Source organism: Burkholderia sp. 4M9327F10 (genome assembly GCF_005503145.1).
Classification (GTDB): domain Bacteria; phylum Pseudomonadota; class Gammaproteobacteria; order Burkholderiales; family Burkholderiaceae; genus Paraburkholderia.
The window spans coordinates 55,081-74,958 of the sequence record NZ_SCNV01000040.1 but is presented as its reverse complement, the minus strand read 5'-3'; the positions used below and the strand labels follow the sequence as shown (position 1 = coordinate 74,958).

Here is a 19,878-nt window from a genome sequence, read left to right as displayed (position 1 = left end):
CCCGCACCCGCACCCGCACCCGCACCCGCACCCGCACCCGCACCGGGGGGCCGATTTGCCAGCGTAGCTAGGCAACCCGCTTTCCCGTGCAGACCCATCCGCGACGCACGAAGTGCGGAGTGGGGTGGATGAGCGCTGAGTCACTAAGGTGGGAAACGCGAGGGCGGGTCTCGTCTTGGGCCGTTTCCTGTAGCAGACCGGGATGGCTCACTACGAGCTAGCGGTTGCAGCCCGCTTTCTTTGCTTACTTTCTTTGCGGCGGCAAAGAAAGTAAGTGCCGCCCCGCACAGGGGCAACGCTAATAGACCAAAAGCAAAACAAGGAAAGGCCAACACCCCAGGAAAAACAACCAAACAGCAAGCCGCCGCAGGCAAAAAAGCCTTAGCTATAACCTACAAACCCCGAACAGCACGTCCCCCTCCACGCCGCGCACGCGACTCCCACCTAACCCGAATCCGATCCATATAAAGATAAACCACCGGCGTGGTATACAAAGTGAGCATCTGACTAACAATCAACCCACCGACAATAGCAATCCCAAGCGGAGCGCGAAGCTCCGCCCCATCTCCATTGCCGAACGCCAAAGGCAGCGCCCCCAGCAGCGCGGCACAGGTCGTCATCATGATCGGCCGAAACCGCAACAAACAGGCCTGATGAATCGCCTCATAAGACGACAACCCCTGCCGCGAGGCCTCAATAGCAAAATCGATCATCATGATCGCGTTCTTCTTGACGATGCCAATCAAAAGAATCACCGCAATCAAAGCAATAATGCTGAACTCCGTCTGAAACAGCAGCAGCGCAAGCAGTGCCCCCACCCCCGCCGAAGGCAGCGTCGACAAGATCGTCAACGGATGGATATAGCTCTCGTACAGTATCCCCAGCACGATATACACCGCGGCCAGCGCCGCCAGAATCAGCAGCGGCATGTCCGATAGCGATTGCTGGAACGCCTGCGCCGTCCCCTGGAAGCTGCCGTGGATCGTCGCCGGCATCCCGATCTCCGCCATCGTGTCGTAAATCGCCTTCGTCGCGTCCGATAACGATTTGCCCGGCGGCAAGTTGAACGAGATCGTCGAAGCCACGAACTGGCTCTGGTGATTCACCGACAAAGGCGTATTGCCCGGCCCGAAGCTCGCTATCGCCGACAACGGAATCATCGTCTCCTTCGAGGTCGAAACCGCCGCCCCCGATGACGCGCTCGACTTGCCGCTCGCCGCCAGCGAATTGATCGCCAGGTTGCGCGCCGAATCCGATGCGATCGCCGCCGCGCTCGATGCCGTCGTGCCGGCCGTGCCGCCGCCCGATGCGCTCGTGCCGCTGTTGCTGTTCGCCACCGGCGCCGTCACCGTGCCGGCTGTCGCGTTGGTGGTCTGCGAGCCGCTTGCGCTGCCTCCTGATGTGCTGACGTAGATCTGGTTCAGCATGTCGGGGCTCTGCCAGTATTTCGGCGCTACTTCCATCACCACGTGGTACTGGTTCAGCGGGTTGTAAATCGTCGATACCTGGCGCTGGCCAAATGCGTCGTACAGCGTGTTGTCGATCTGCGCCGGTTCGATGTTCAGGCGCGCCGCACTCGCGCGGTCAATCGTCACCATCGATTCCAGGCCGCCTTGCTGCTGGTCGGAGTTCACATCCGCCAGTTCGGGCCGCGCCTGCAGGGCTTCCGTGAGCTTGGGCCCCCACGTGTACAGGTCAGTCGTCGAATCGGCCAGCAGCGTGAACTGATACTGCGCATTCGATTGCCGCCCGCCCACGCGTATGTCCTGCACAGCCTGCAGGAAGGTTCGCACGCCTGCCACGTCCGAGAGCGGGCCACGCAGTTGCTGGATCACCTCGTCTGCCGAGACATGGCGCCCGGGTTTCGGCTTTAACTGCACGAACATAAAGCCGGAATTGGTCTGCCGTCCGCCGGTGAAGCCAACCACGCCGTCCACGGCCGGGTTCTCGCCAACGATCTTCATCATCTCGGCAAACTTGCCCTTCATCGCCTGGAAGGAGGTGGACTGGTCGGCCATGATGCCGCCGACCATGCGCCCGGTGTCCTGCTGCGGAAAGAAGCCCTTCGGGATGATCACGTACAGCCATACGTTCACGCCGATCGTCGCGATCAGCACCAGCAGGATCAGCAGCGGATGCCGCAGCGACCAGCCGAGCGTGTGCTCGTAGCCGCGCTGCATCTTCTGGAAGCCGCGTTCGAGCCAGCGTGCGAGGCGTCCTTCTTCGTCGCGTTCGTGGGGCTCGTTGAGCAGGCGCGAGCACATCATCGGCGTGAGCGTCAGCGACACCAGCAACGACACGCCGATCGCCAGCGACAGCGTCAGTGCGAATTCGCGGAACAGCCGTCCGACAATGCCGCCCATCAGCAGGATCGGCAGGAACACGGCCACCAGCGAGATGCTGATCGACACCACCGTGAAGCCGACCTCGCGTGCGCCGAGGAACGCGGCCTTCATGCGCGGCACGCCGTTCTCGATATGCCGCGAGATGTTTTCGAGCACCACGATCGCGTCGTCGACCACGAAGCCGGTCGCAATCGTCAGCGCCATCAGCGACAGGTTGTCGATCGAGAAGCCCATCAGGTACATCGCGGCGAAGGTGCCGATGATCGAGATCGGCACCGCCACGCTCGGAATCAGCGTGGCGCGCCAGTTGCGCAGGAACAGGAACACCACCATCACCACCAGCGCGACGGCGATGATCAGCGTGTGCTCGGTGTCCTTCAGCGAGGCGCGGATCGTGGTGGAGCGGTCGACGGTCGGGAATACGTCCACGTCCGCCGGTAGCGAGGCCTTCAGTTGCGGCAGCATCGCCTTGACGCGGTCGACGGTGTCGATGATGTTCGCGCCCGGCTGCCGGTACAGAATGACCAGCACCGAATGCTTGCCGTTATAGAGGCCGAGGTTGCGCAGATCCTCCACCGAGTCGACGATCTCCGCGACGTCCGACAGGTGCACGGCCGCGCCGTTGCGGTAGGCGATGATCAGGTCTTTGTACTGCGACGCCTTGCTCGCCTGGTCGTTGGTATAAAGCTGCACATGGTTCGCCCCGAACTCGATCGAGCCTTTCGGGCTGTTCGCGTTGGCCGAGGCGAGCGCGGCGCGCACGTCTTCCAGCCCGATGCCGTAGTGAAACAGCATCTGCGGTTCCAGTTCGACCCGCACCGCCGGGTTGGCCGAGCCGTTCACGTCGACTTCGCCGATTCCGTCCACCTGCGAGAGCGACTGCTGCAGCACCGTGGCGGCAGAGTCGTACAGTTGGCCGGCCGTCAGCGTGTTGGAGGTCAGCGCGAGAATCAGGATCGGCGCGTCGGACGGGTTGACCTTGTGGTACGTCGGATTGCTGCGCAGGCTGGCCGGCAAGTCGGCGCGCGCCGCGTTGATGGCGGCCTGAACGTCGCGCGCGGCGCCGTCGATGTCACGGCTCAGGCCGAACTGCAGCGTAATGCGTGTCGAGCCGACCGAGCTTTGCGAGGTCATCTCGGTGACGTCGGCAATCGAGCCGAGGTGGCGCTCCAGCGGGCTCGCCACACTGGTCGCCACGGTCTCGGGGCTGGCGCCAGGCAGCGTGGCCTGCACCGAGATGGTCGGGAAGTCCACTTGCGGCAGCGGCGCGACCGGCAGCTTCGTGAATGCGAATGCGCCGGCGAGCGCAATGCCGATCGCCAGCAGGGTGGTGGCAACCGGCCGGGAAATAAACGGACGCGACAGGTTCATCGCCTAGTTCCCCGCGTCGGTGGCAGGCGGCATGCGATGACCCGGATCGTCCTGGTGGAAGCGCGCCCGCACGCGCCGCGCCAGCGCGTCGAACGCCAGATAGATCACCGGCGTCGTGAACAGCGTCAGCAACTGGCTGACGACGAGGCCACCCGCAATCGCGATGCCGAGCGGGCGGCGCAACTCCGAACCGGCGCCGGTGCCGAGCATCAGCGGCAGTGCGCCGAGCAGTGCGGCCATGGTCGTCATCAGGATGGGCCTGAAGCGCAGCAGACACGCCTGGTAGATCGCCTCGCGCGGCGGCTTGCCCTGGTCGCGCTCAGCCTCCAGCGCGAAGTCGATCATCATGATGGCGTTTTTCTTCACGATACCGATCAGCAGCACGATGCCGATAATACCGATGATGTCGAGGTCGTGCCCGGTGATCAGCAGCGCCAGCAACGCACCCACGCCTGCCGAGGGCAGCGTCGAGAGGATCGTGATCGGGTGGATGAAGCTCTCGTACAGCACGCCGAGCACGATATACATGGTGACGATTGCGGCGAGGATCAGGAACAGCTCGTTCGACAGCGACGCCTGGAATGCCAGCGCCGCGCCCTGGAAGCGGGTCTGGAACGAGGCCGGCAGGCCGATGTCTTTCTCCGCCTGATTGATCGCCTTGACCGCGGCGCCGAGCGAGGAGCCTGGTGCGAGGTTGAACGACACCGTGGTGGCCGGGAACTGGCTCAGGTGGGTGACGAGCAGCGGCGCGGGCTGTTCGACGAACTTCGCAATCGACGACAGGGGCACCTGGCCGCCCGTCGAGGTGGAGGAGGGCAGGTAGATTGCGTTGAGCGATTCGGTGTAGTGCTGTACCTGCGGTTGCGCTTCGAGAATCACGCGGTACTGGTTCGACTGCGTGAAGATCGTCGAGACGATGCGCTGGCCGAACGCGTCGTACAGCGCGTTGTCGACGGTGGCGGGTGTGATGCCGTAACGCGAAGCAGTCGCGCGGTCGATTTCCACATACACCGACTGACCGTTCTCCTGCAGATCAGTGGCGACGTCCGCCAGTTCCGGCGCCTGCTTCAGACGCTCAACCAGCTTGGGCACCCAGGTCGCGAACTCGGTGATGTTCGGATCGGTCAGCATGAACTGATACTGCGTCGGGCTGACGGTCGCGTCGATCGTCAGATCCTGCACTGGCTGCATATACAGCGACGCGCCTGGAATGTGGGCGACATCTTTCTGCAACTGGCGGATCACGTCGCTGGCGGTGTTGCTGCGGTCGTCGCGCGGTTTCAGGTTGATCAGCATCCGGCCGCTGTTCAGCGTGATGTTATTGCCGTCCACACCGATAAACGAGGTCAGGCTTTCCACATCCGGATTCTTCAGGATCTGCGCGGCGAGTTCCTGCTGGCGCTCGGCCATGGACGCATACGAGACCGACTGCGGCGCCTGGGTAATGGCCTGGATCACGCCGGTGTCCTGTACCGGGAAGAAGCCCTTCGGGATGAACACGTACAGCACGCCGGTCAGCACCAGGGTCAGGATGGCGACGAACAGCGTGGCGCGCTGGCGGTTCAGCACCCACGTCAGCGCAACGGCGTAACGGGCGATGACGTAATCGATAAACGCGTGCGCCTTGGTTTCGAAGCGGTGCGCTTCCTTAGGCGGCGTGTGGCGCAGCAGTTTGGCGCACATCATCGGCACCAGCGTGAGCGATACCACCGCCGAAATCACGATGGTCACGGCGAGCGTGATGGCGAATTCGTGGAACAGGCGGCCCACCACGTCGCCCATGAAGAGCAGCGGAATCAGCACGGCGATCAGCGACACCGTCAGCGAGATGATGGTGAAGCCGATCTGCTTCGAACCCTTGAGCGCCGCTTCGAGCGCCGTCTCGCCTTCTTCGACGTAGCGCGCGATGTTCTCGATCATCACGATCGCATCGTCCACCACGAAACCGGTGGCGATGGTCAGCGCCATCAGCGAGAGGTTGTCGAGCGAGAAGCCGCACAGATACATCACGGCCAGCGTGCCGATCAGCGAGAGCGGCACCGAGAGGCTCGGAATGATGGTCGCGTAGAGGTTGGCGAGGAACAGGTACATCACCAGCACCACCAGCACCACCGACATCAGCAGTTCGAACTGCACGTCGCGCACCGAGGCGCGGATCGTGGTGGTGCGGTCGGTGACGATCCGCACATCCAGCGAGGCGGGCAGCGACTGCTGCAGTTGCGGCAGCAGCGCCTTGACGCTGTCCACCACCTGGATCACGTTCGCGCCCGGCTGGCGCTGCACGTTGAGGATGATGGCGGGGGTGGAGTCGACCCAGGCGCCGAGCTTGGTGTTCTCCGCGCCCTGCACGATGCTGGCGACGTCCGTCAGCATCACCGGCCGGCCGTTCTTGTAAGCGATCACCGCGCTCTTGTAGGCGTCCGCATCGGTCAACTGGTCGTTCGCGTTGATCGTGTAGGCGCGCGTCGGGCCGTCGAAGTTACCCTTCGGCGTGTTGACGTTCAGGTTCGAGATGGTGGTGCGCAGATCGTCCAGATTCAGTCCGTACGCCGCGAGCGCGCGCGGGTTGGCCTGAATCCGCACGGCCGGGCGCTGGCCGCCCGAAAGGCTGACGAGGCCCACACCCGCAACCTGCGAGATCTTTTGCGCGAGACGCGTATCGGCGAGATCCTGCACCTGGGTCAGAGGCATCGTCTTCGAGGTGAGCGCGAGCGTGAGGATCGGCGCGTCGGCCGGATTGACCTTGGCGTAGATCGGCGGCGCGGGCAGGTCGGAAGGCAGCAGGTTGCCCGCCGCATTGATGGCCGCCTGCACTTCCTGCTCGGCGATATCGAGCGGCAGGTCGAGGCTGAACTGCAGCGTGATGATCGACGAACCCGCCGAGCTTTGCGACGACATCTGGTTCAGCGACGGCATCTGGCCGAACTGCCGTTCGAGCGGCGCGGTAACCGACGAGGTCATCACATCCGGGCTTGCGCCGGGATAGAAGGTCTGCACCTGGATGGTCGGATAGTCGACTTCGGGCAGCGCCGAGAGCGGCAGGAAGCGCAGCGCGACGAGCCCGACCAGCATGATCGCCGCCATCAGCAGGGCGGTGCCGACCGGGCGCAGAATAAAAGCGCGGGATGGATTCATGCGGGTTCAGTCAGCCTTTATTCCGAAGCTTGCGCCGGGTGTTTGTGGTGGTGCATGTGTGCGCCGGAGGCGCCCCATGGGGCCGACGCGCCGTGCCCCCAGCGTGCGCCGGAGGCACCCGCGGCGCCGCCCGGATGCTCGGCCGGAATGGTGATCGCGGCGCCTTCCTTCAGACGGTCGGAGCCGTCGATTACGACCCGCTCACCCGCCTGCAGGCCGGAGGCGATGCTGGTGCGCTCGCCGTCAACCGGACCTGTCTTCACGGGCCGCACCGTCACCGTGTTGTCCGGCTTCACCACATACACGAACTGGCCCATCGAACCGTTCAGCACCGCCGAGGTCGGCACGATCACCGCGTCGTGAATCGTGTCCACCAGCAGGCGCGCGTTGACGAACTGATTCGGGAACAGCAGGTTGCTCTCGTTGTTGAACATGGCGCGCAGCTTGAGCGTGCCGGTGGTCGTGTCGATCTGGTTGTCCAGCGTCTCAAGTGTGCCGCCGGCGAGCGAGGTGGTGTTGCTGCGGTCGTAGGCGGTGACCGAGAGCTTCGCGCCCGTTTGCACCTGCTTCATGATCTGCGGCAGGTTGTCTTCGGAGGTCGTGAAGATCACGCTGATCGGCTGCAATTGCGTGATGACGACGATGCCGTTGGTGAGGTTGGGCGTCACGTAGTTGCCCGGATCGACCTGGCGCAGGCCGACGCGGCCGTCGACCGGCGAGGTGATGCGCGCGTAGATCAGATCGAGCTTGTAGGTGTCGATGTTGGCCTGGTCCGACTTGACGGTCCCTTCGTACTGCTGGACGAGCGAGGCCTGCGTGTCGACCTGCTGGCTCGCGATCGAGTCCTGCGCGAGCAGGGTCTGATAGCGCTTGAGGTCCAGACGCGCGGTGGCCAGCAGCGCCTTGTCGCGGGCGAGCGCGCCTTCGGCGTTTTCGAGCGAGATCTGATATGGGCGCGGGTCGATCTGCGCGAGCAGGTCGCCCTTCTTGACCATCTGGCCTTCCTGAAACGCGACCGTCTGCAGCGTGCCGCTCAACTGGGTCTGCACGGTGACGGTTGCAAGCGGCGTGACGGTGCCCAGCGCCGTCAGCACGACCGGCATGTCGCCCTGCGTGGCCGTGGCGACATGGACCGGCTGCGGCAGGTTGGCGAACGCGGACGGGCCGCCCCGGCCATGCCGTCCGCCGCCCGCCGTTTGCGCGCCGGCGCCGGCGGCGGGGGCGCCCCACGGGTGCCAGCGCCATAGCACGACCCCCGCCACCACGAGGGCGGCGACGATCAGGCCGATGGTGCGTCCGCGATGCCGTTTGCCGCCGCTTCTCATCTGTGTGGTCTCGACGGACGGCTGGCTAACCGGAGCCTGGGTTGCTGGGCGTGTCGTTTCGGAATGCTGTTGTTGTTCGTCCATCGGTTCGATCAGGTGGCTGGCGTGGAGTTGGGTAAGACGAGCGCGATGCCGGGTTGAAGCGGATGCGCCGCAGACGGCGCTGCGTGCCGGCTGCTTCGACAGCGTACCCAGCGCAGATGTTCAGCGCGTGGCGACGCGAGACGCGGGAAAGGAGCTTAACTGAACGCGCTTGTGCAACAGCTTGTGCAACAGACAGGCGGACTGCGTGGCTGACCGCTTTCCATTCGACCCACGCGCTGCGCGTTGCCTGCACAGTGCAGGTGAGCGGAGCAGGCGAGCGGGGCAACCGGACGGCGTATGCCAAGGGTGCAGTCAGACACAGCAAGCTGCGCGAAAGCATGATCCTACGTCCCCGGCTTCCTTACCGTCTAGTGGCGTATTTTTCGGTTGGTTACGCGCGTTACAAGGGGCGCAGGTCCAGCGGCGTGCGCACGCCGATGGACGCATGGAGCGCCTTACTCCGCGCCGCTTTGTTACTCGGTTTCCGGCAGGCTCAATTGTGGAGTCGACGGCCCGGCGTGCCGCCGATTTCAAGCGCGATCCCGGCGATGCACTCGAGCAGCAGAGGGGCCGCGCGCGTAATCAGCCAGTCGCGCGGACACTGGTGTGCCGAGCCGCCGCAATTGACCGCGTAGCGTTCGCCCGAGGGGCCGATGAAGCCCGCTGCGATCGCATTCAGCCCGTCGTACCATTCGCCGGTGGCGATCGCGAAACCTTGTGCGATGGTTTCATGCAGCGCGCTCTCGAGCCGGTTGCTGATGTGCCCCCAGTCATCGCCTTCGGAGGCCTGCAGTCCGATCAGCAGCTTTTGCCGCTCGGGCTCCGTGAGAACGGCCAGATAGGCGCGCCCGACGGCCGTGCGGCTCAGATTCATGCGCGAGCCGATATCGAGCCGGGAGACGAGGACGGCCGAGCGCGGCTTGATGGCGTCGATGACCACCATGTCGAGCCGGTCGCGCACGGCCAGATGCACCGATAATGAAGTGCGTTCGGCGAGCTCGATCAGGAACGGCCGTGAGCGCGCGCGAATGTCGAAGTTGCGTAGAAAGCCATTGCTCAGTTCCAGAACCGACGAGGTGAGCACGAACCGTTCGCTGTCCGGCAGGCGAAACAGAAATCCGGCGCTGACGAGCGTGGCGGTGATCCGCGAGACCGTCGGTTTCGGAATGCCGGTGAGTTCGGTCAGTTCGCGATTGCTGAGCGGCGCATCGGCCGCAGCGATGCATCGCAGCACGGTCAGGCCGCGCGCCAGCGCCGTGACTTCGTCGCCGGAACCGTCTTTTTCCTTGACGGGGTCGGTACTCCGAGGGGGCAGGGATTCGTGGCTCATCTCATTTTTATGGAACTTCATTTCAATTTATGCATTTGTACCGTTCCGCCGAACCGGGGGCGGCAGTGCCGAATTTGCACCATGATGGCGCACACTGGCCCTATTTCATATGACAATTCATTGTAATGGAAGGGCTCTACGAGCAAAGCGTCGCTTCGTGAGATTTTGCTTGACTTAGTCAGCATAACCGTAAAAAATGGAATCTCATTTCGAAAGAAAGGCTTGCGTGTAAGTTTGCACCGTGGCCTGAGTCCCGCCCGGCAAGCTGCCAAGCCCGGGCCAGTAAGGCGCTAACGGCATAGCTCAGGTGCCCGGCGCCGTCAGGCGATACTTTCGGATCCCCTCTCTCAGGTTCTAGCACGGCCCTCGGAATGGCTAGAACTTTTTAAGGCGTCACGGTCACGTGGCGCCTTTTTTTTCGTCCGCGATCCGCACGATGACGTGCGGAAAGAGGGCTGCTCCCTGGCAGTATCCGCGGGCGCAATGCATTACGCATAACGTTAGGCGATAACGACGGTCTGACGAGCGATTTAGATGTGTTTGCCTAGCGTGCGACGAGCGACACGGTCGCGATGCCGAGCACCGTCATCACCAGCGAGGTTGACACATGGATGGCGATTTCACCCGCGGCCCAACCCAGGCGGCCGTCCTGCAGACGTTGCACCACTTCGGCGGAGAAGGTCGAGAACGTGGAGAGGCCGCCCATCAGCCCGGTAATCACAAACAGACGCCATTCGGGCGCGAGTTCCGGCAGACGGGCAAAGAAGGCCACGGCGACGCCGATTACATACCCGGCAATCACGTTGGCGGCGAGGGTGCCGAGCGGCAGGGCGGGGAATACCGCGTTCAGACGGATACCGAGGAACCAGCGGAACAACGAACCCAACGCACCGCCGATACCCACTGCCAAAATAGATAGATACATGGAAAGACGCCTGGCAAAGTCGCAAAGTCGACAAACCGGACTGAGCGCAGACAGGCTTGTGTCCGCAATCGGCCGGGCTATCAGGCATCATCAGCCCCATTGGGGCGGTTAAAGGAGAATGCCATCTCCAGAGGGCAATTTTAGCATCGCAGCTTGCATGTGGGGACAGGTGGGCAGGGGATCGGCGGAATGACAATGCACCGGGCCTGTGCATGACGAGGACGCGGCGCGTTCCGTTTCCGTTGAGAATCGGGACGCAAATCGCGACGCGAATCGCCATGCAAATCGCAACGCCACTCGCGATGCGCTTTGCATGGCAATTGAGCGGTCGATTATTGCATTGTTTATTCACCGCGCATCGGATGTTGCAATACCTGCTTGCAATCCCGCTGCGTCGCTGCAAAACAAGGCGGCATGGGGCGTCGGTGCCCTTTGTCATCCTGCGCAAACGCCGACATAATGTAACGTCCCCCTGCGTGGCCTGCCGGGCTCCCGAACTACTTCGCGTACGCATGAGACTGACAACCAAAGGGCTGTTGCTAATCGCGATTCCGGCGGTCTTCGAACTCGCGCTCCTGTCCGGGCTCGTGAAGGCGCAGGTAGACGCTGCAGATGCCGAACGCTGGGCGACCCGCAGCGAAGATGTGCTGCGCCAGACCACGGCGATCCTGGAGCCGGTGCTGCTCGATTCGGTGCGCCTGCGCGGCGCGGTTCTTAGCGACAACGCGGACGTCACCACGCCGGTGGCGCTGTGGATGGACATCGACCGGCGCATCGACCAACTGGCCGATCTGGTCGCGGACAATCCCGCCCAGGTCGAGCGCGCGGTGCAGATTCGTCAATCGGTGCAGGCTTACCGGCAGTGGTCCGACCGCGTGCAGGACCTGTTGCAGTCGGGGCGGCGGCGCGACGTTATCGAACGTTTCGACCAGCTCTCGACAACCGACGTGCTGGACCGCTTCCGCGTCCAGGTCATGGCGTTCCAGAACGAGGAGCGCCGCCTCGACGCCCAACGCTCCACCGAAGCCGATGCCGCGCATGAGCGCCAGCAGGTTTTGCTGGTCGCCGCCGTGTTCGGGTCGATCCTGTTTGTGGCACTGTCCGTGTGGCTTTTCACGCGCGGCGTGCGGGGCCGGCTCGCACTTCTCTCCGACAATGCCGGAAGGCTCGCCAGTAACGAGCCGCTCGCGCCGATCACCCCCGGCTCGGATGAAATTGCCCGGCTCGATCTGACGCTGCACGAAACCAGCCGGCGCCTGCTTGAAGCCGAGCGCATCCAGGCGCGCTTTCAGGCCGATCTTGCACGCCGCGCCAATGAACTGACGGCGATCAATGAGACGCTGCGGCAGCAGACGCAGGAAAACGAAATGTTTATCTATAGCGTCTCGCACGATCTGCGCGCGCCGCTCGTCAACCTGCAGGGCTTTTCAAAAGAGCTGATACACGCGTGCGACGATCTGCGCGCGGCCGTCCAGCAGTCGTCCCTGACGCCGGCGCGGCGCCAGCATATCGAGCAGCTCGTCGACGAAGACATCGGTGAGGCCTTGCATTATCTGCAGACCGCGGTGCTGCGCGCCTCGCACATTATCGACGCGCTGCTGCGGCTCTCGCGCGTGGGCCGCGTCGAATACCGGCGCCAGCAGGTACAGGTGCGCGACATCGTGCAGCGCGTGGTCGATGCGATGCAGGTGTCGATCCGCGCCCGGCGCGCCCGTGTGGTGGTGCACGAGCTGCCCGCGGTGTGGGGCGATCCGACCGCGCTCGAGCAGGTGTTTGCGAATCTTGTCGGCAATGCCATCAATTACCTCGATCCGTCGCGCGAAGGCAGGGTGGAGATCGGTACGACGCCTGCACCGCCGGGTGTGCATTCGCTGCGGATCTTCTATGTGAAGGACAACGGGCGCGGCATTCCTACTGTGGCTTTGCCGCGCCTTTTTAGCGCCTTCCAGCGCTTGCACGGCAATGTCGTTGCCGGCGAGGGCATTGGACTGGCGCTGGTGCGCCGGGTGGTGGAGCGGCACGGCGGCCGCGTGTGGGCGGAGTCCACTGAGGGCGCGGGCACAACCTTCTATCTTTCGCTGCCGGAAGCCGGCAGAAAGGCGCCGCCTGCAGAGCCGGAAATGCTGGCAGTGGGCGCGCAGGGGTTCAATACGCGGTGAAGAGCCGCTGTGGCTTGAGCAGTTTGCTGCCACGCACCGACCAATAGCAGCCGCATGCCACCAGCACGGCGGCGCCCGCGAGTATTGTCTGCGGCGCCGCATGTATGCCTGGCAGGCCGCCCAGCGCGAACAGGCCGCGCACCAGGATCAGCAGGGCGCTCCATAGCGAGAACGCGGCTTGCACCAGCAGGCGGGTACCGGTGGCACGGCGGGCGCGGCTTTCGAGCGACGCGTTCGCGGGCGCCCGGCCACAGAAGAAAGTGATCGCCATCAGTGCGACCACGAGAATGACGATCCAGTCCGTCAGTTCCATCAGAAGGTGCTCCCCAGTCAGCCGTCGACTATAGGAGCGCTTCTCTAGATGGAAAATCGGACGAGTCTCAAATTAGCTGCTGAAATGCGTCGGGTGCCGCACCGGCCACCCGACTCGGGCGCGGATTTCAGAGTTCGATACGGGTGCCGAGCAGCACGAGGAATTGTCCCAGCCATTCGGGATGCGCGGGCCAGGCGGGCGCCGTGACGAAGTTGCCGTCGGTGATGGCTGCATCGACCGGAATGTCGGCGAACTCGCCGCCCGCCAGCTTCACTTCAGGGGCGCAGGCGGGATAGGCCGAGATCCGCTTGCCGCGGATCACGTCGGCGGCTGCCAGCAATTGGGCGGCGTGGCAGATCGCGGCGATCGGCTTACCCTGTTCCGCGAACTGGCGCACGATGTCGATCACTTTCTGGTTCAGGCGCAGATACTCGGGGGCGCGGCCACCGGCGATGGCGAGCGCATCGTACTGGCCGGGATCGACGTCGTCGAAGCTCGCGTTCAGCGTGAACTGATGGCCTGGCTTCTCGGTGTAGGTCTGGTCGCCCTCGAAATCGTGAATCGCCGTCTTGATGCGGTCGCCCGCCGACTTGCCAGGGCATACGGCGTCGACCACATGGCCGACCGCCTGCAATGCCTGGAACGGCACCATTGTTTCGTAATCCTCGGCGAAATCGCCGGTCAGGAACAGAATCTTCTTTGCTGCCATCGCATGCCTCCAGTTGAACTGCGGAACACATCGAATCTTCAGCGAGTCTACTCCATCGTGTTTGACAGAACGGCGACGCACGGTGTGAGGCACGCTGTTGCCGACTCGCTTGCCGAAGCGGAAATGCGCCTTGCCGGAAAAACGGGACGGCGATTGGGCAACGCCAGGGCGTATGATTGACTTGTTCCCGTATGCCGAAGCCGCTTGCCGCGGCTCAGATGCCACAATGACCTTATTTCCCCAATGTTCGCTGGTGTGCCGAATGGCCTTCGCTTTGAGCCTGCTCGGCGCACTCGCCGCATGCCAGAAAAATGATGCTTCGGGTGGACAGCTTGCCGGCAAGATGAATGACGCCGCGCAGCAGGCCGGGCAGAAGCTCGACCAGGCCGCGAGCTATGTCGGCCAGCAGGTCGACACGGCAAAACAGAACCTCCAATCCGCGTCGGCGACAACCATCACCATCGATCCTTCGGCACTCGCGTCGGGCGCGCAGGCCAATCTGCAAGGCGCGGCCAGTGCGACCAGCGCCGCGCTCGGCAAGGCAGCTTCGCTGGCCGGCGCCGGTCTGCAGAACGCGGGCAGCAAGCTGCAGCAGTGGTCCAACAACGTTGCGGCGTCGTCAGCCTCCGCGGCATCGGGCGATAGCGACAGCAACGACGCCCAGAAGCAGATGGACAAATGACCGCAGGGCGGTCACAGCAGGCATGCAAGCGCGTCCCGAAGGGCGGGCGGCGGAGTCGGTGGAAGATTGATGGAGGAGTGGATTTGACAGCAGGATTAAATGTAATTAATATGGTTACACATTGTCGTCGCCGGGCAGGTGCGTTGTGAATACGAGTAGCCGGTTTGCCTTTGCGGTTCACGTGCTTGCACTGTTAGCGTTCCAGGAGGGTGTGCCGCTTTCGTCGGACATGATTGCAGGCAGCGTGAACACCAATCCCGCGCTGATCCGGCGTCTGCTGACCATGCTGGCTGACGCGGGGCTCACCACCTCGCAGCTTGGCGCGGGCGGCGGCGCGCTGCTGGCGCGGCCGCCCGGTGAGATCACGCTGCTGGAGATCTACCGCGCGGTCGACGAGGCGCAACTGTTCGCGCTGCACCGCGAGGAGCCGAATCCGGCATGCATGGTGGGGCGCAATATTCAAACGGTGCTGCGCGGCGTCATTAGCGAAGCACAGCAGGCGATGGAGGCGTCGCTGGCGGCACGTACGCTGGCGGACGCATCCACGGATCTGGTCAAGGCTGAACGCCTGCGCGAACGCAAGCGGCGGCCAGCGGGATAGGGTTGTGAAACGCAATAACTCGCGCACGTTGCGTAAGCAGAGGTGCCGGATACGAGGTGCTACACGAGGTACTACACAAGGTACAAGCGGGGGGGGGGCTAAACCCCTCTTTTTTCGGCGATATATGTAATCAATGTGGTTACATATAAGCTAATCACAGGAGAGAATCCATGAGCAAGACATTGAACATCGCGCTGATCGGCGCAACCGGCGTGATTGGATCGCGGATCGCCGCAGAAGCGGCGCGTCGCGGCCACCAGGTAACGGCGCTCGCACGCAATCCGGAGCGGGTGCAGGCTGGCGTCGCCAATCTGAAGGCAGCGAAGGTCGATCTGCTGGACGCCGCAAGCCTCGCGGCGGCAGTGCGCGGACACGACGTGGTGGCGAGCGCCTATGCGCCGCCGCGTGACGACGCGGCGATCCTCACGAAGGCCACTCACGCGCTCGTTGAAGCCGTGCGGGCGGCAGGTTTGAAGCGGCTTGTGATCGTGGGCGGCGCGGGTTCGCTGGAAGTGGCGCCGGGCAAGCAACTGGTCGACACGGAAGGGTTTCCGGACGCGTATAAGGCGGTGGCGCTCGCGCACCGCGAAGGCTTCAACTACCTGCGCACGCTGAGCGATCTGGACTGGACGTTCTTCTCCCCCGCGGCCCTGATCGCCCCTGGCGAGCGGACCGGCACGTTCCGTACCGGCGCCAATACGCTGATCGTCGACGCTGAGGGCAACAGCCGCATTTCGGCTGAAGACTATGCCGTGGCGTTTGTGGATGAGCTGGAGCAGGGCCGTTTCGTGCGTCAGATCGCGACGGTCGCTTATTGATGGCAGCAGTGCGGGTGAGATGGGGCGCAGCGTGCTGAACGGGGTGGACCGCGCGCTGGCGGATTGCCGGGCGCCACATCCCGCCTGGGCGTGCAAGCGCCCTAACATTCCGTTACGCATACAGATGCGCTACCGCGGCAACTGAGGCTACACTTGGCGTCTGCGGTTTTGTCACGGATTGCCATGAAGTCATGCCAACAGCGGTGTGAGCCCGAGGCCGCGCCGTTTTCCGGCGGGCAACGGGCGCTTCGCACTGCCTCGTATTTTTCTCGCCGCGAAGATTCGGCTCATCAGGGCGGCCGCACCGGCCCGGCGTGGCCGCGGCTGCTCGCATGGCCGCTTTATCTGTGGATAGGCGTGCTCGCCTGTGCCGCCAGCTTTGCGTGGACCCCGGCGGTTGCGCAGGCGGCCGCCGCGCCGGTGATTCCGGCGTTGCAAAGCCTCATCAACAGTGCCACGGCCACGCCCGCTTCGGCGGCGTCGGCGGCCGATGCCGCGTCCGCACCATCGCCGGCCAGCCAGGCCGAGCTGGCGCGCTCGCTCGACAGCGTCATCTCGACGCTCGACAACGATCGTCAGCGCACCGCGCTAGTCGCCCAACTCAAGAAACTGCGCGACGTCAGCCGCACCGTCGCCCCGGCGACGCCGGCACAGCCGAGCCCTGGCTTGCTGGGCGCAATTGCATCGGGCATCGCTTCGTTCGAGACCGGCGTGCATCAGGGCCGCACGCCCTTGCGCTATTGGGCCGGGCGCTTTAACGCCGCCGGCAACGAGCTCTACACGATCGTCTCGAGCCAGGGGCCGGAGAGTTTCGGCAAGATCCTGCTCGACATGGTGGCGATGCTGGCCGGCTGGGGCGCCTGTGCATGGCTGCTGATCTACCTGCAGCGGCGGCTGCATGCGCGCTACGGCGTGGATGCCAGCCTCAAGCCGAATCCATCGACCGGCGAACTGATGATTTTTACGCTGCGGCGGGTTGGCCCCTGGATCGTCGCGTTCATCGCCGCGCTGGTGTTTGCGCGGGCTATGCCCGATGCGCTCGGCCGCACGCTGGGGATGGTGGTGGCCTACGCGATCGTCGCCGGTGCGGTGTTTTCCGCGATCTGCCTGATCATGTTTTCGCTGTTCGGCTCGGGCCACCGGCGCGTCGCCGTGCGCGTGCTGCTCGAGCATGCGCGCCGCCTGCTGTTTTTGATCGGCGTGTGCGGCGCGCTGGGGGACGCAGCGGTGAACTACGATGTCGCGCATCAACTCGGCACGAATCTGGCCGAACTGGTGTCGACGGTGGCGAACATGACCGCGGCCGTGCTGACCGGCTATTTCGCGCTGGCGTTTCGCCGGCCGGTGGCGCACCTGATCCGCAACCGGGCCTACGAGCCGCGTCATGACCATAAGGCCGCAACCGACGCGTTCGATGTGCTCGCTTCGCTCTGGCATGTGCCGGTGCTGGTGCTGGCGGGCGCGTCGGTGGTCGCTGTGATCGGCGGCTCCGGGACAAACGAGAACGTGCTGCAGATCTCCGTGGTCACGGCGTTGCTGCTGGTGCTGGCGTTCTTCCTCTCGGCCATCGTGCTGCGCATGACCCGCCCGCACGATCCGCGCAAACGGCGCCGCTCGCCGTATCTGTCGCGACTGCTGCGCTTCGCGGGGACGCTGCTGACGCTGGTTATCTGGCTGGTGTTTTTCGAACTGGCGGCGCGGCTGTGGGGCGTGTCGCTTGCGCGCGTCATCGAGGAAAATGTCGCGGCGCGTGGCATCGCCCATGCCGTGATGGCGATTTTCGCCACCTTGTTCATTGCCTGGCTGCTGTGGATCCTGGTCGACACGGCGATCACCGAAGCGCTCAGCCCAGGCGGTCCGCGCAACAAATCGCGTAACGCCAGCACGCGGGCCCGCACCATGTTGCCGCTGGTGCGCAATGCGCTGTTCGTCACCATCGTGACAATCGCCGGCATTGTCACGGCGGCGAATCTGGGGATCAACGTGACGCCGCTGCTCGCCGGCGCGGGCGTGATCGGTTTAGCGATCGGCTTCGGCGCCCAGTCGCTGGTGACCGACCTGATTACGGGGCTTTTCATCATCATCGAGGACACCATCTCGGTGGGCGACTGGATCGACGTGGACGGTGGCCACGCGGGCACGGTCGAGCATCTGTCGATCCGCACCGTGCGGCTGCGCGACGGGCAGGGCGCGATTCATGCGATTCCGTTTTCGCAGATCAAGATCGTGAAGAACCTGTCGCGCGATTTTGCGTATGCAGTGTTCGAAGTACGAATGAGTTTTTCCGCCGATGTGGACCAGGTGACGCAACTGATCCGTGACGTGGGCGCGGACCTGATGGCCGATTTCCGCTACCGGCGCGAAATGCTCGGGCCGATCGAGGTGTGGGGGCTCGACCGCTTCGATCCGAACTGGATGGTCGTGAAGGGGCAGATCAAGACACGGCCGCTGCAGCAATGGAGCGTGGCGCGCGCCTTCAACCTGCGCCTGAAGCGCAAGATGGACGAAGCGGGCATCGCGATTCCGGTGCCGCAGATGCGGATCTATACGTCGTCGAAGGATGATGAAGGGCAGCCGCTGGCAGAGGACGAAGCGCCGCTGCATGGGCACGGCGGCGAGCCTGGCCATGCAGCGGCGCATGCTGCACCACACGTTGCACCGCATGCCGGGCCGCTTTCGGGCGCGCGAGCGGCGAATCTGGCGGTGGCGCGCGACGTTTCCCACGAGCCGCGGCCGGCGCCGCCGCCAACCGGCACCGCACCGGTGCCGCCGCAGATTCCTACGGCGGGCGAGGCGGGGAAAACCTAAGCGATGGCCTGTTCCGCAGCCACCTGCGTGCGTTCGGCGACCTGCAGCAGATCGTTCACGTGGGTCGCGATCTGCGCGCCTTCGACGCCGTAGATATGTAGCGAAACGGCCGGCGCGCCGCTCGCGTTACCGAGCCGATGAATGCCGCCGCGACCCGCGCGCACGAACGACACGGCGCCGCTTGCGCGCGGGTGCGTGCGGGTTTCGCCGGCAAGCTGCTGCGTCTCGTCCCAGTCATACAGCGTTTCCGATAACGTTCCATCCAGTACCGCGTAGCCGCACCACGTGTGATGGGCGTGAACGGGGCTTGCCTGTCCCGGCATCCACACCAGCGCCGCGATCGCATAGCGGCCGTGAGGATCCGCGGCGAGCACATGACGCCGGTACGAGTCGGCCGCGCCCTCACGCTGCGAGGGCGCGAGCAGCGCAGGATCCGCGGCGGCCTCGGCGAGGGCGTTCCTGACGCGGGTCGCGAAATCCGACCGTCGTGACGGGTCGGTGGCGCCGCACGCTGCTTCGAAGGCGGCATCCAGCGCCTCGCAAAGGCGGACAACCGGTGCGGCCGCCGAAGGCGCCAGCGGCCGCGCTTCGCCGCGCATGACGAAGGGCGTGTGCGGGGCGGCGGAGCGGCCGTTGGACGACAGGGAGTTTTCTTGTTGGCTCATGAGGGCGGGCAAGCGCTTGAATGCGGTTATCGGGTAGGGATATTTATACCGGTTTGCGTGGAGAAAGAGTTTTCATATAATTCCCCTTGAAGTCGTAAAAGTAGAATAATTTTCTATCTGGGGGTGTGTATGGGAATGGATATCATCGACCGGAAGCTGCTTGAGCTGCTTCAGGAAGACGCGACCATGCCGATCGCCGAGTTGGCGGAGCGCGTGAACCTGTCGCAGACGCCATGCTGGAAACGGCTGCAGCGGCTGAAGGAGGCGGGGGTGATTCGCGCTCAGGTGGCGTTGTGCGACGCGCGCAAGCTTGGGGTGGGCACGACGGTGTTTGTTGCCGTGCGGACCAACCAGCACACCGAGGCGTGGGCGGCGACGTTTACGCGGGCGGTGCAGGATATTCCCGAAGTGGTCGAGGTGTACCGGATGAGCGGCGAGACCGATTATCTGTTGCGCGTAGTGGTATCGGATATTGACGATTACGATCGGGTGTACAAGCTATTGATTGCTGCTGTGCCGCTTTATGATGTGAGCTCGAGTTTTGCGATGGAGCAGATTAAGTATTCGACGGCGCTGCCGGTGCGTTTCGGCGCCTGAGTCTTGTTATC

At 64.1% G+C, this 19,878-nt stretch carries 14 protein-coding genes and 1 riboswitch; of the genes, 6 read left to right on the top strand and 8 right to left on the bottom strand.

Features of this window, described 5'->3' with window-relative positions; translation table 11 throughout:
- Positions 1 to 392 precede the first annotated feature (392 nt).
- The 5 genes from FFS45_RS28485 to crcB form a co-directional block, all read right to left on the bottom strand.
- Positions 393 to 3,716, bottom strand: coding sequence for an efflux RND transporter permease subunit (locus FFS45_RS28485; protein WP_137957974.1), 3,324 nt, complete (start codon positions 3,714 to 3,716; stop codon positions 393 to 395).
- Positions 3,717 to 3,719: 3 nt separating this feature from the next.
- A complete protein-coding gene (locus FFS45_RS28480) occupies positions 3,720 to 6,851 on the bottom strand; it encodes an MdtB/MuxB family multidrug efflux RND transporter permease subunit (protein ID WP_137957973.1) in 3,132 nt (1,043 codons plus the stop codon).
- A gap of 17 nt (positions 6,852 to 6,868) precedes the next feature.
- Complete coding sequence (locus tag FFS45_RS28475) at positions 6,869 to 8,260, bottom strand: MdtA/MuxA family multidrug efflux RND transporter periplasmic adaptor subunit (RefSeq protein WP_137957972.1); 1,392 nt, start codon at positions 8,258 to 8,260, stop codon at positions 6,869 to 6,871.
- A 493-nt stretch (positions 8,261 to 8,753) separates the two neighbouring features.
- Positions 8,754 to 9,590: an IclR family transcriptional regulator gene (locus tag FFS45_RS28470; protein ID WP_137957971.1), complete on the bottom strand. Its 837-nt coding sequence runs from the start codon at positions 9,588 to 9,590 to the stop codon at positions 8,754 to 8,756.
- 544 nt (positions 9,591 to 10,134) lie between these two features.
- Positions 10,135 to 10,515, bottom strand: coding sequence for a fluoride efflux transporter CrcB (gene crcB / locus FFS45_RS28465; RefSeq protein WP_137957970.1), 381 nt, complete (start codon positions 10,513 to 10,515; stop codon positions 10,135 to 10,137).
- Between the two features lie 74 nt (positions 10,516 to 10,589).
- Positions 10,590 to 10,653: riboswitch (Fluoride riboswitch) on the bottom strand.
- Between the two features lie 374 nt (positions 10,654 to 11,027).
- On the opposite strand from crcB, the gene FFS45_RS28460 reads away from it, so the two are divergent.
- Complete coding sequence (locus FFS45_RS28460) at positions 11,028 to 12,674, top strand: sensor histidine kinase (protein ID WP_137957969.1); 1,647 nt, start codon at positions 11,028 to 11,030, stop codon at positions 12,672 to 12,674.
- On the opposite strand, the gene FFS45_RS28455 is transcribed toward FFS45_RS28460, so the two are convergent.
- Together FFS45_RS28455 and FFS45_RS28450 are read right to left on the bottom strand one after the other, a co-directional pair.
- Entirely contained in the window at positions 12,661 to 12,987 is a 327-nt protein-coding gene (locus FFS45_RS28455) for a hypothetical protein (protein ID WP_137957968.1), read from the bottom strand. The genes FFS45_RS28460 and FFS45_RS28455 overlap by 14 nt on opposite strands.
- A gap of 127 nt (positions 12,988 to 13,114) precedes the next feature.
- Complete coding sequence (locus FFS45_RS28450) at positions 13,115 to 13,696, bottom strand: DJ-1/PfpI family protein (RefSeq protein WP_137957967.1); 582 nt, start codon at positions 13,694 to 13,696, stop codon at positions 13,115 to 13,117.
- A 226-nt stretch (positions 13,697 to 13,922) separates the two neighbouring features.
- Between FFS45_RS28450 and FFS45_RS28445 the strand changes: the two genes are divergently transcribed.
- From FFS45_RS28445 to FFS45_RS28430, 4 genes are all read left to right on the top strand, one after another.
- Positions 13,923 to 14,378 (top strand): hypothetical protein, encoded by a 456-nt coding sequence (locus FFS45_RS28445; protein ID WP_137957966.1) that lies wholly within the window; start codon positions 13,923 to 13,925, stop codon positions 14,376 to 14,378.
- Positions 14,379 to 14,523: 145 nt separating this feature from the next.
- Positions 14,524 to 14,979 carry an Rrf2 family transcriptional regulator gene (locus FFS45_RS28440; RefSeq protein WP_137957965.1) on the top strand — a complete coding sequence of 152 codons (456 nt, stop codon included), beginning with the start codon at positions 14,524 to 14,526 and terminating at the stop codon, positions 14,977 to 14,979.
- Positions 14,980 to 15,149: 170 nt separating this feature from the next.
- Entirely contained in the window at positions 15,150 to 15,797 is a 648-nt protein-coding gene (locus tag FFS45_RS28435; protein WP_137957964.1) for an NAD(P)H-binding protein, read from the top strand.
- A gap of 183 nt (positions 15,798 to 15,980) precedes the next feature.
- A complete protein-coding gene (locus tag FFS45_RS28430) occupies positions 15,981 to 18,605 on the top strand; it encodes a mechanosensitive ion channel family protein (RefSeq protein WP_137957963.1) in 2,625 nt (874 codons plus the stop codon).
- Here the strand turns inward: FFS45_RS28430 and FFS45_RS28425 are convergent.
- Positions 18,602 to 19,204, bottom strand: coding sequence for a cysteine dioxygenase family protein (locus FFS45_RS28425; protein WP_249362967.1), 603 nt, complete (start codon positions 19,202 to 19,204; stop codon positions 18,602 to 18,604). The genes FFS45_RS28430 and FFS45_RS28425 overlap by 4 nt on opposite strands.
- Before the next feature lie 195 nt (positions 19,205 to 19,399).
- On the opposite strand from FFS45_RS28425, the gene FFS45_RS28420 reads away from it, so the two are divergent.
- A complete protein-coding gene (locus FFS45_RS28420) occupies positions 19,400 to 19,867 on the top strand; it encodes an Lrp/AsnC family transcriptional regulator (protein WP_137957961.1) in 468 nt (155 codons plus the stop codon).
- The last annotated feature ends 11 nt before the right edge of the window (positions 19,868 to 19,878 follow it).

Excerpts from the sequence above, each read along its gene's own strand:
- FFS45_RS28480 (WP_137957973.1), bottom strand. The coding sequence starts at position 6,851 with ATGAATCCATCCCGCGCTTTTATTCTGCGCCCGGTCGGCACCGCCCTG.
- crcB (WP_137957970.1), bottom strand. The coding sequence starts at position 10,515 with ATGTATCTATCTATTTTGGCAGTGGGTATCGGCGGTGCGTTGGGTTCG.
- FFS45_RS28445 (WP_137957966.1), top strand. The coding sequence starts at position 13,923 with ATGACCTTATTTCCCCAATGTTCGCTGGTGTGCCGAATGGCCTTCGCT.
- FFS45_RS28430 (WP_137957963.1), top strand. The coding sequence starts at position 15,981 with ATGAAGTCATGCCAACAGCGGTGTGAGCCCGAGGCCGCGCCGTTTTCC.
- FFS45_RS28450 (WP_137957967.1), bottom strand. The coding sequence starts at position 13,696 with ATGGCAGCAAAGAAGATTCTGTTCCTGACCGGCGATTTCGCCGAGGAT.
- FFS45_RS28485 (WP_137957974.1), bottom strand. The coding sequence starts at position 3,716 with ATGAACCTGTCGCGTCCGTTTATTTCCCGGCCGGTTGCCACCACCCTG.
- FFS45_RS28460 (WP_137957969.1), top strand. The coding sequence starts at position 11,028 with ATGAGACTGACAACCAAAGGGCTGTTGCTAATCGCGATTCCGGCGGTC.
- FFS45_RS28475 (WP_137957972.1), bottom strand. The coding sequence starts at position 8,260 with ATGGACGAACAACAACAGCATTCCGAAACGACACGCCCAGCAACCCAG.
- FFS45_RS28455 (WP_137957968.1), bottom strand. The coding sequence starts at position 12,987 with ATGGAACTGACGGACTGGATCGTCATTCTCGTGGTCGCACTGATGGCG.
- FFS45_RS28420 (WP_137957961.1), top strand. The coding sequence starts at position 19,400 with ATGGGAATGGATATCATCGACCGGAAGCTGCTTGAGCTGCTTCAGGAA.
- FFS45_RS28435 (WP_137957964.1), top strand. The coding sequence starts at position 15,150 with ATGAGCAAGACATTGAACATCGCGCTGATCGGCGCAACCGGCGTGATT.
- FFS45_RS28425 (WP_249362967.1), bottom strand. The coding sequence starts at position 19,204 with ATGCGCGGCGAAGCGCGGCCGCTGGCGCCTTCGGCGGCCGCACCGGTT.
- FFS45_RS28470 (WP_137957971.1), bottom strand. The coding sequence starts at position 9,590 with ATGAGCCACGAATCCCTGCCCCCTCGGAGTACCGACCCCGTCAAGGAA.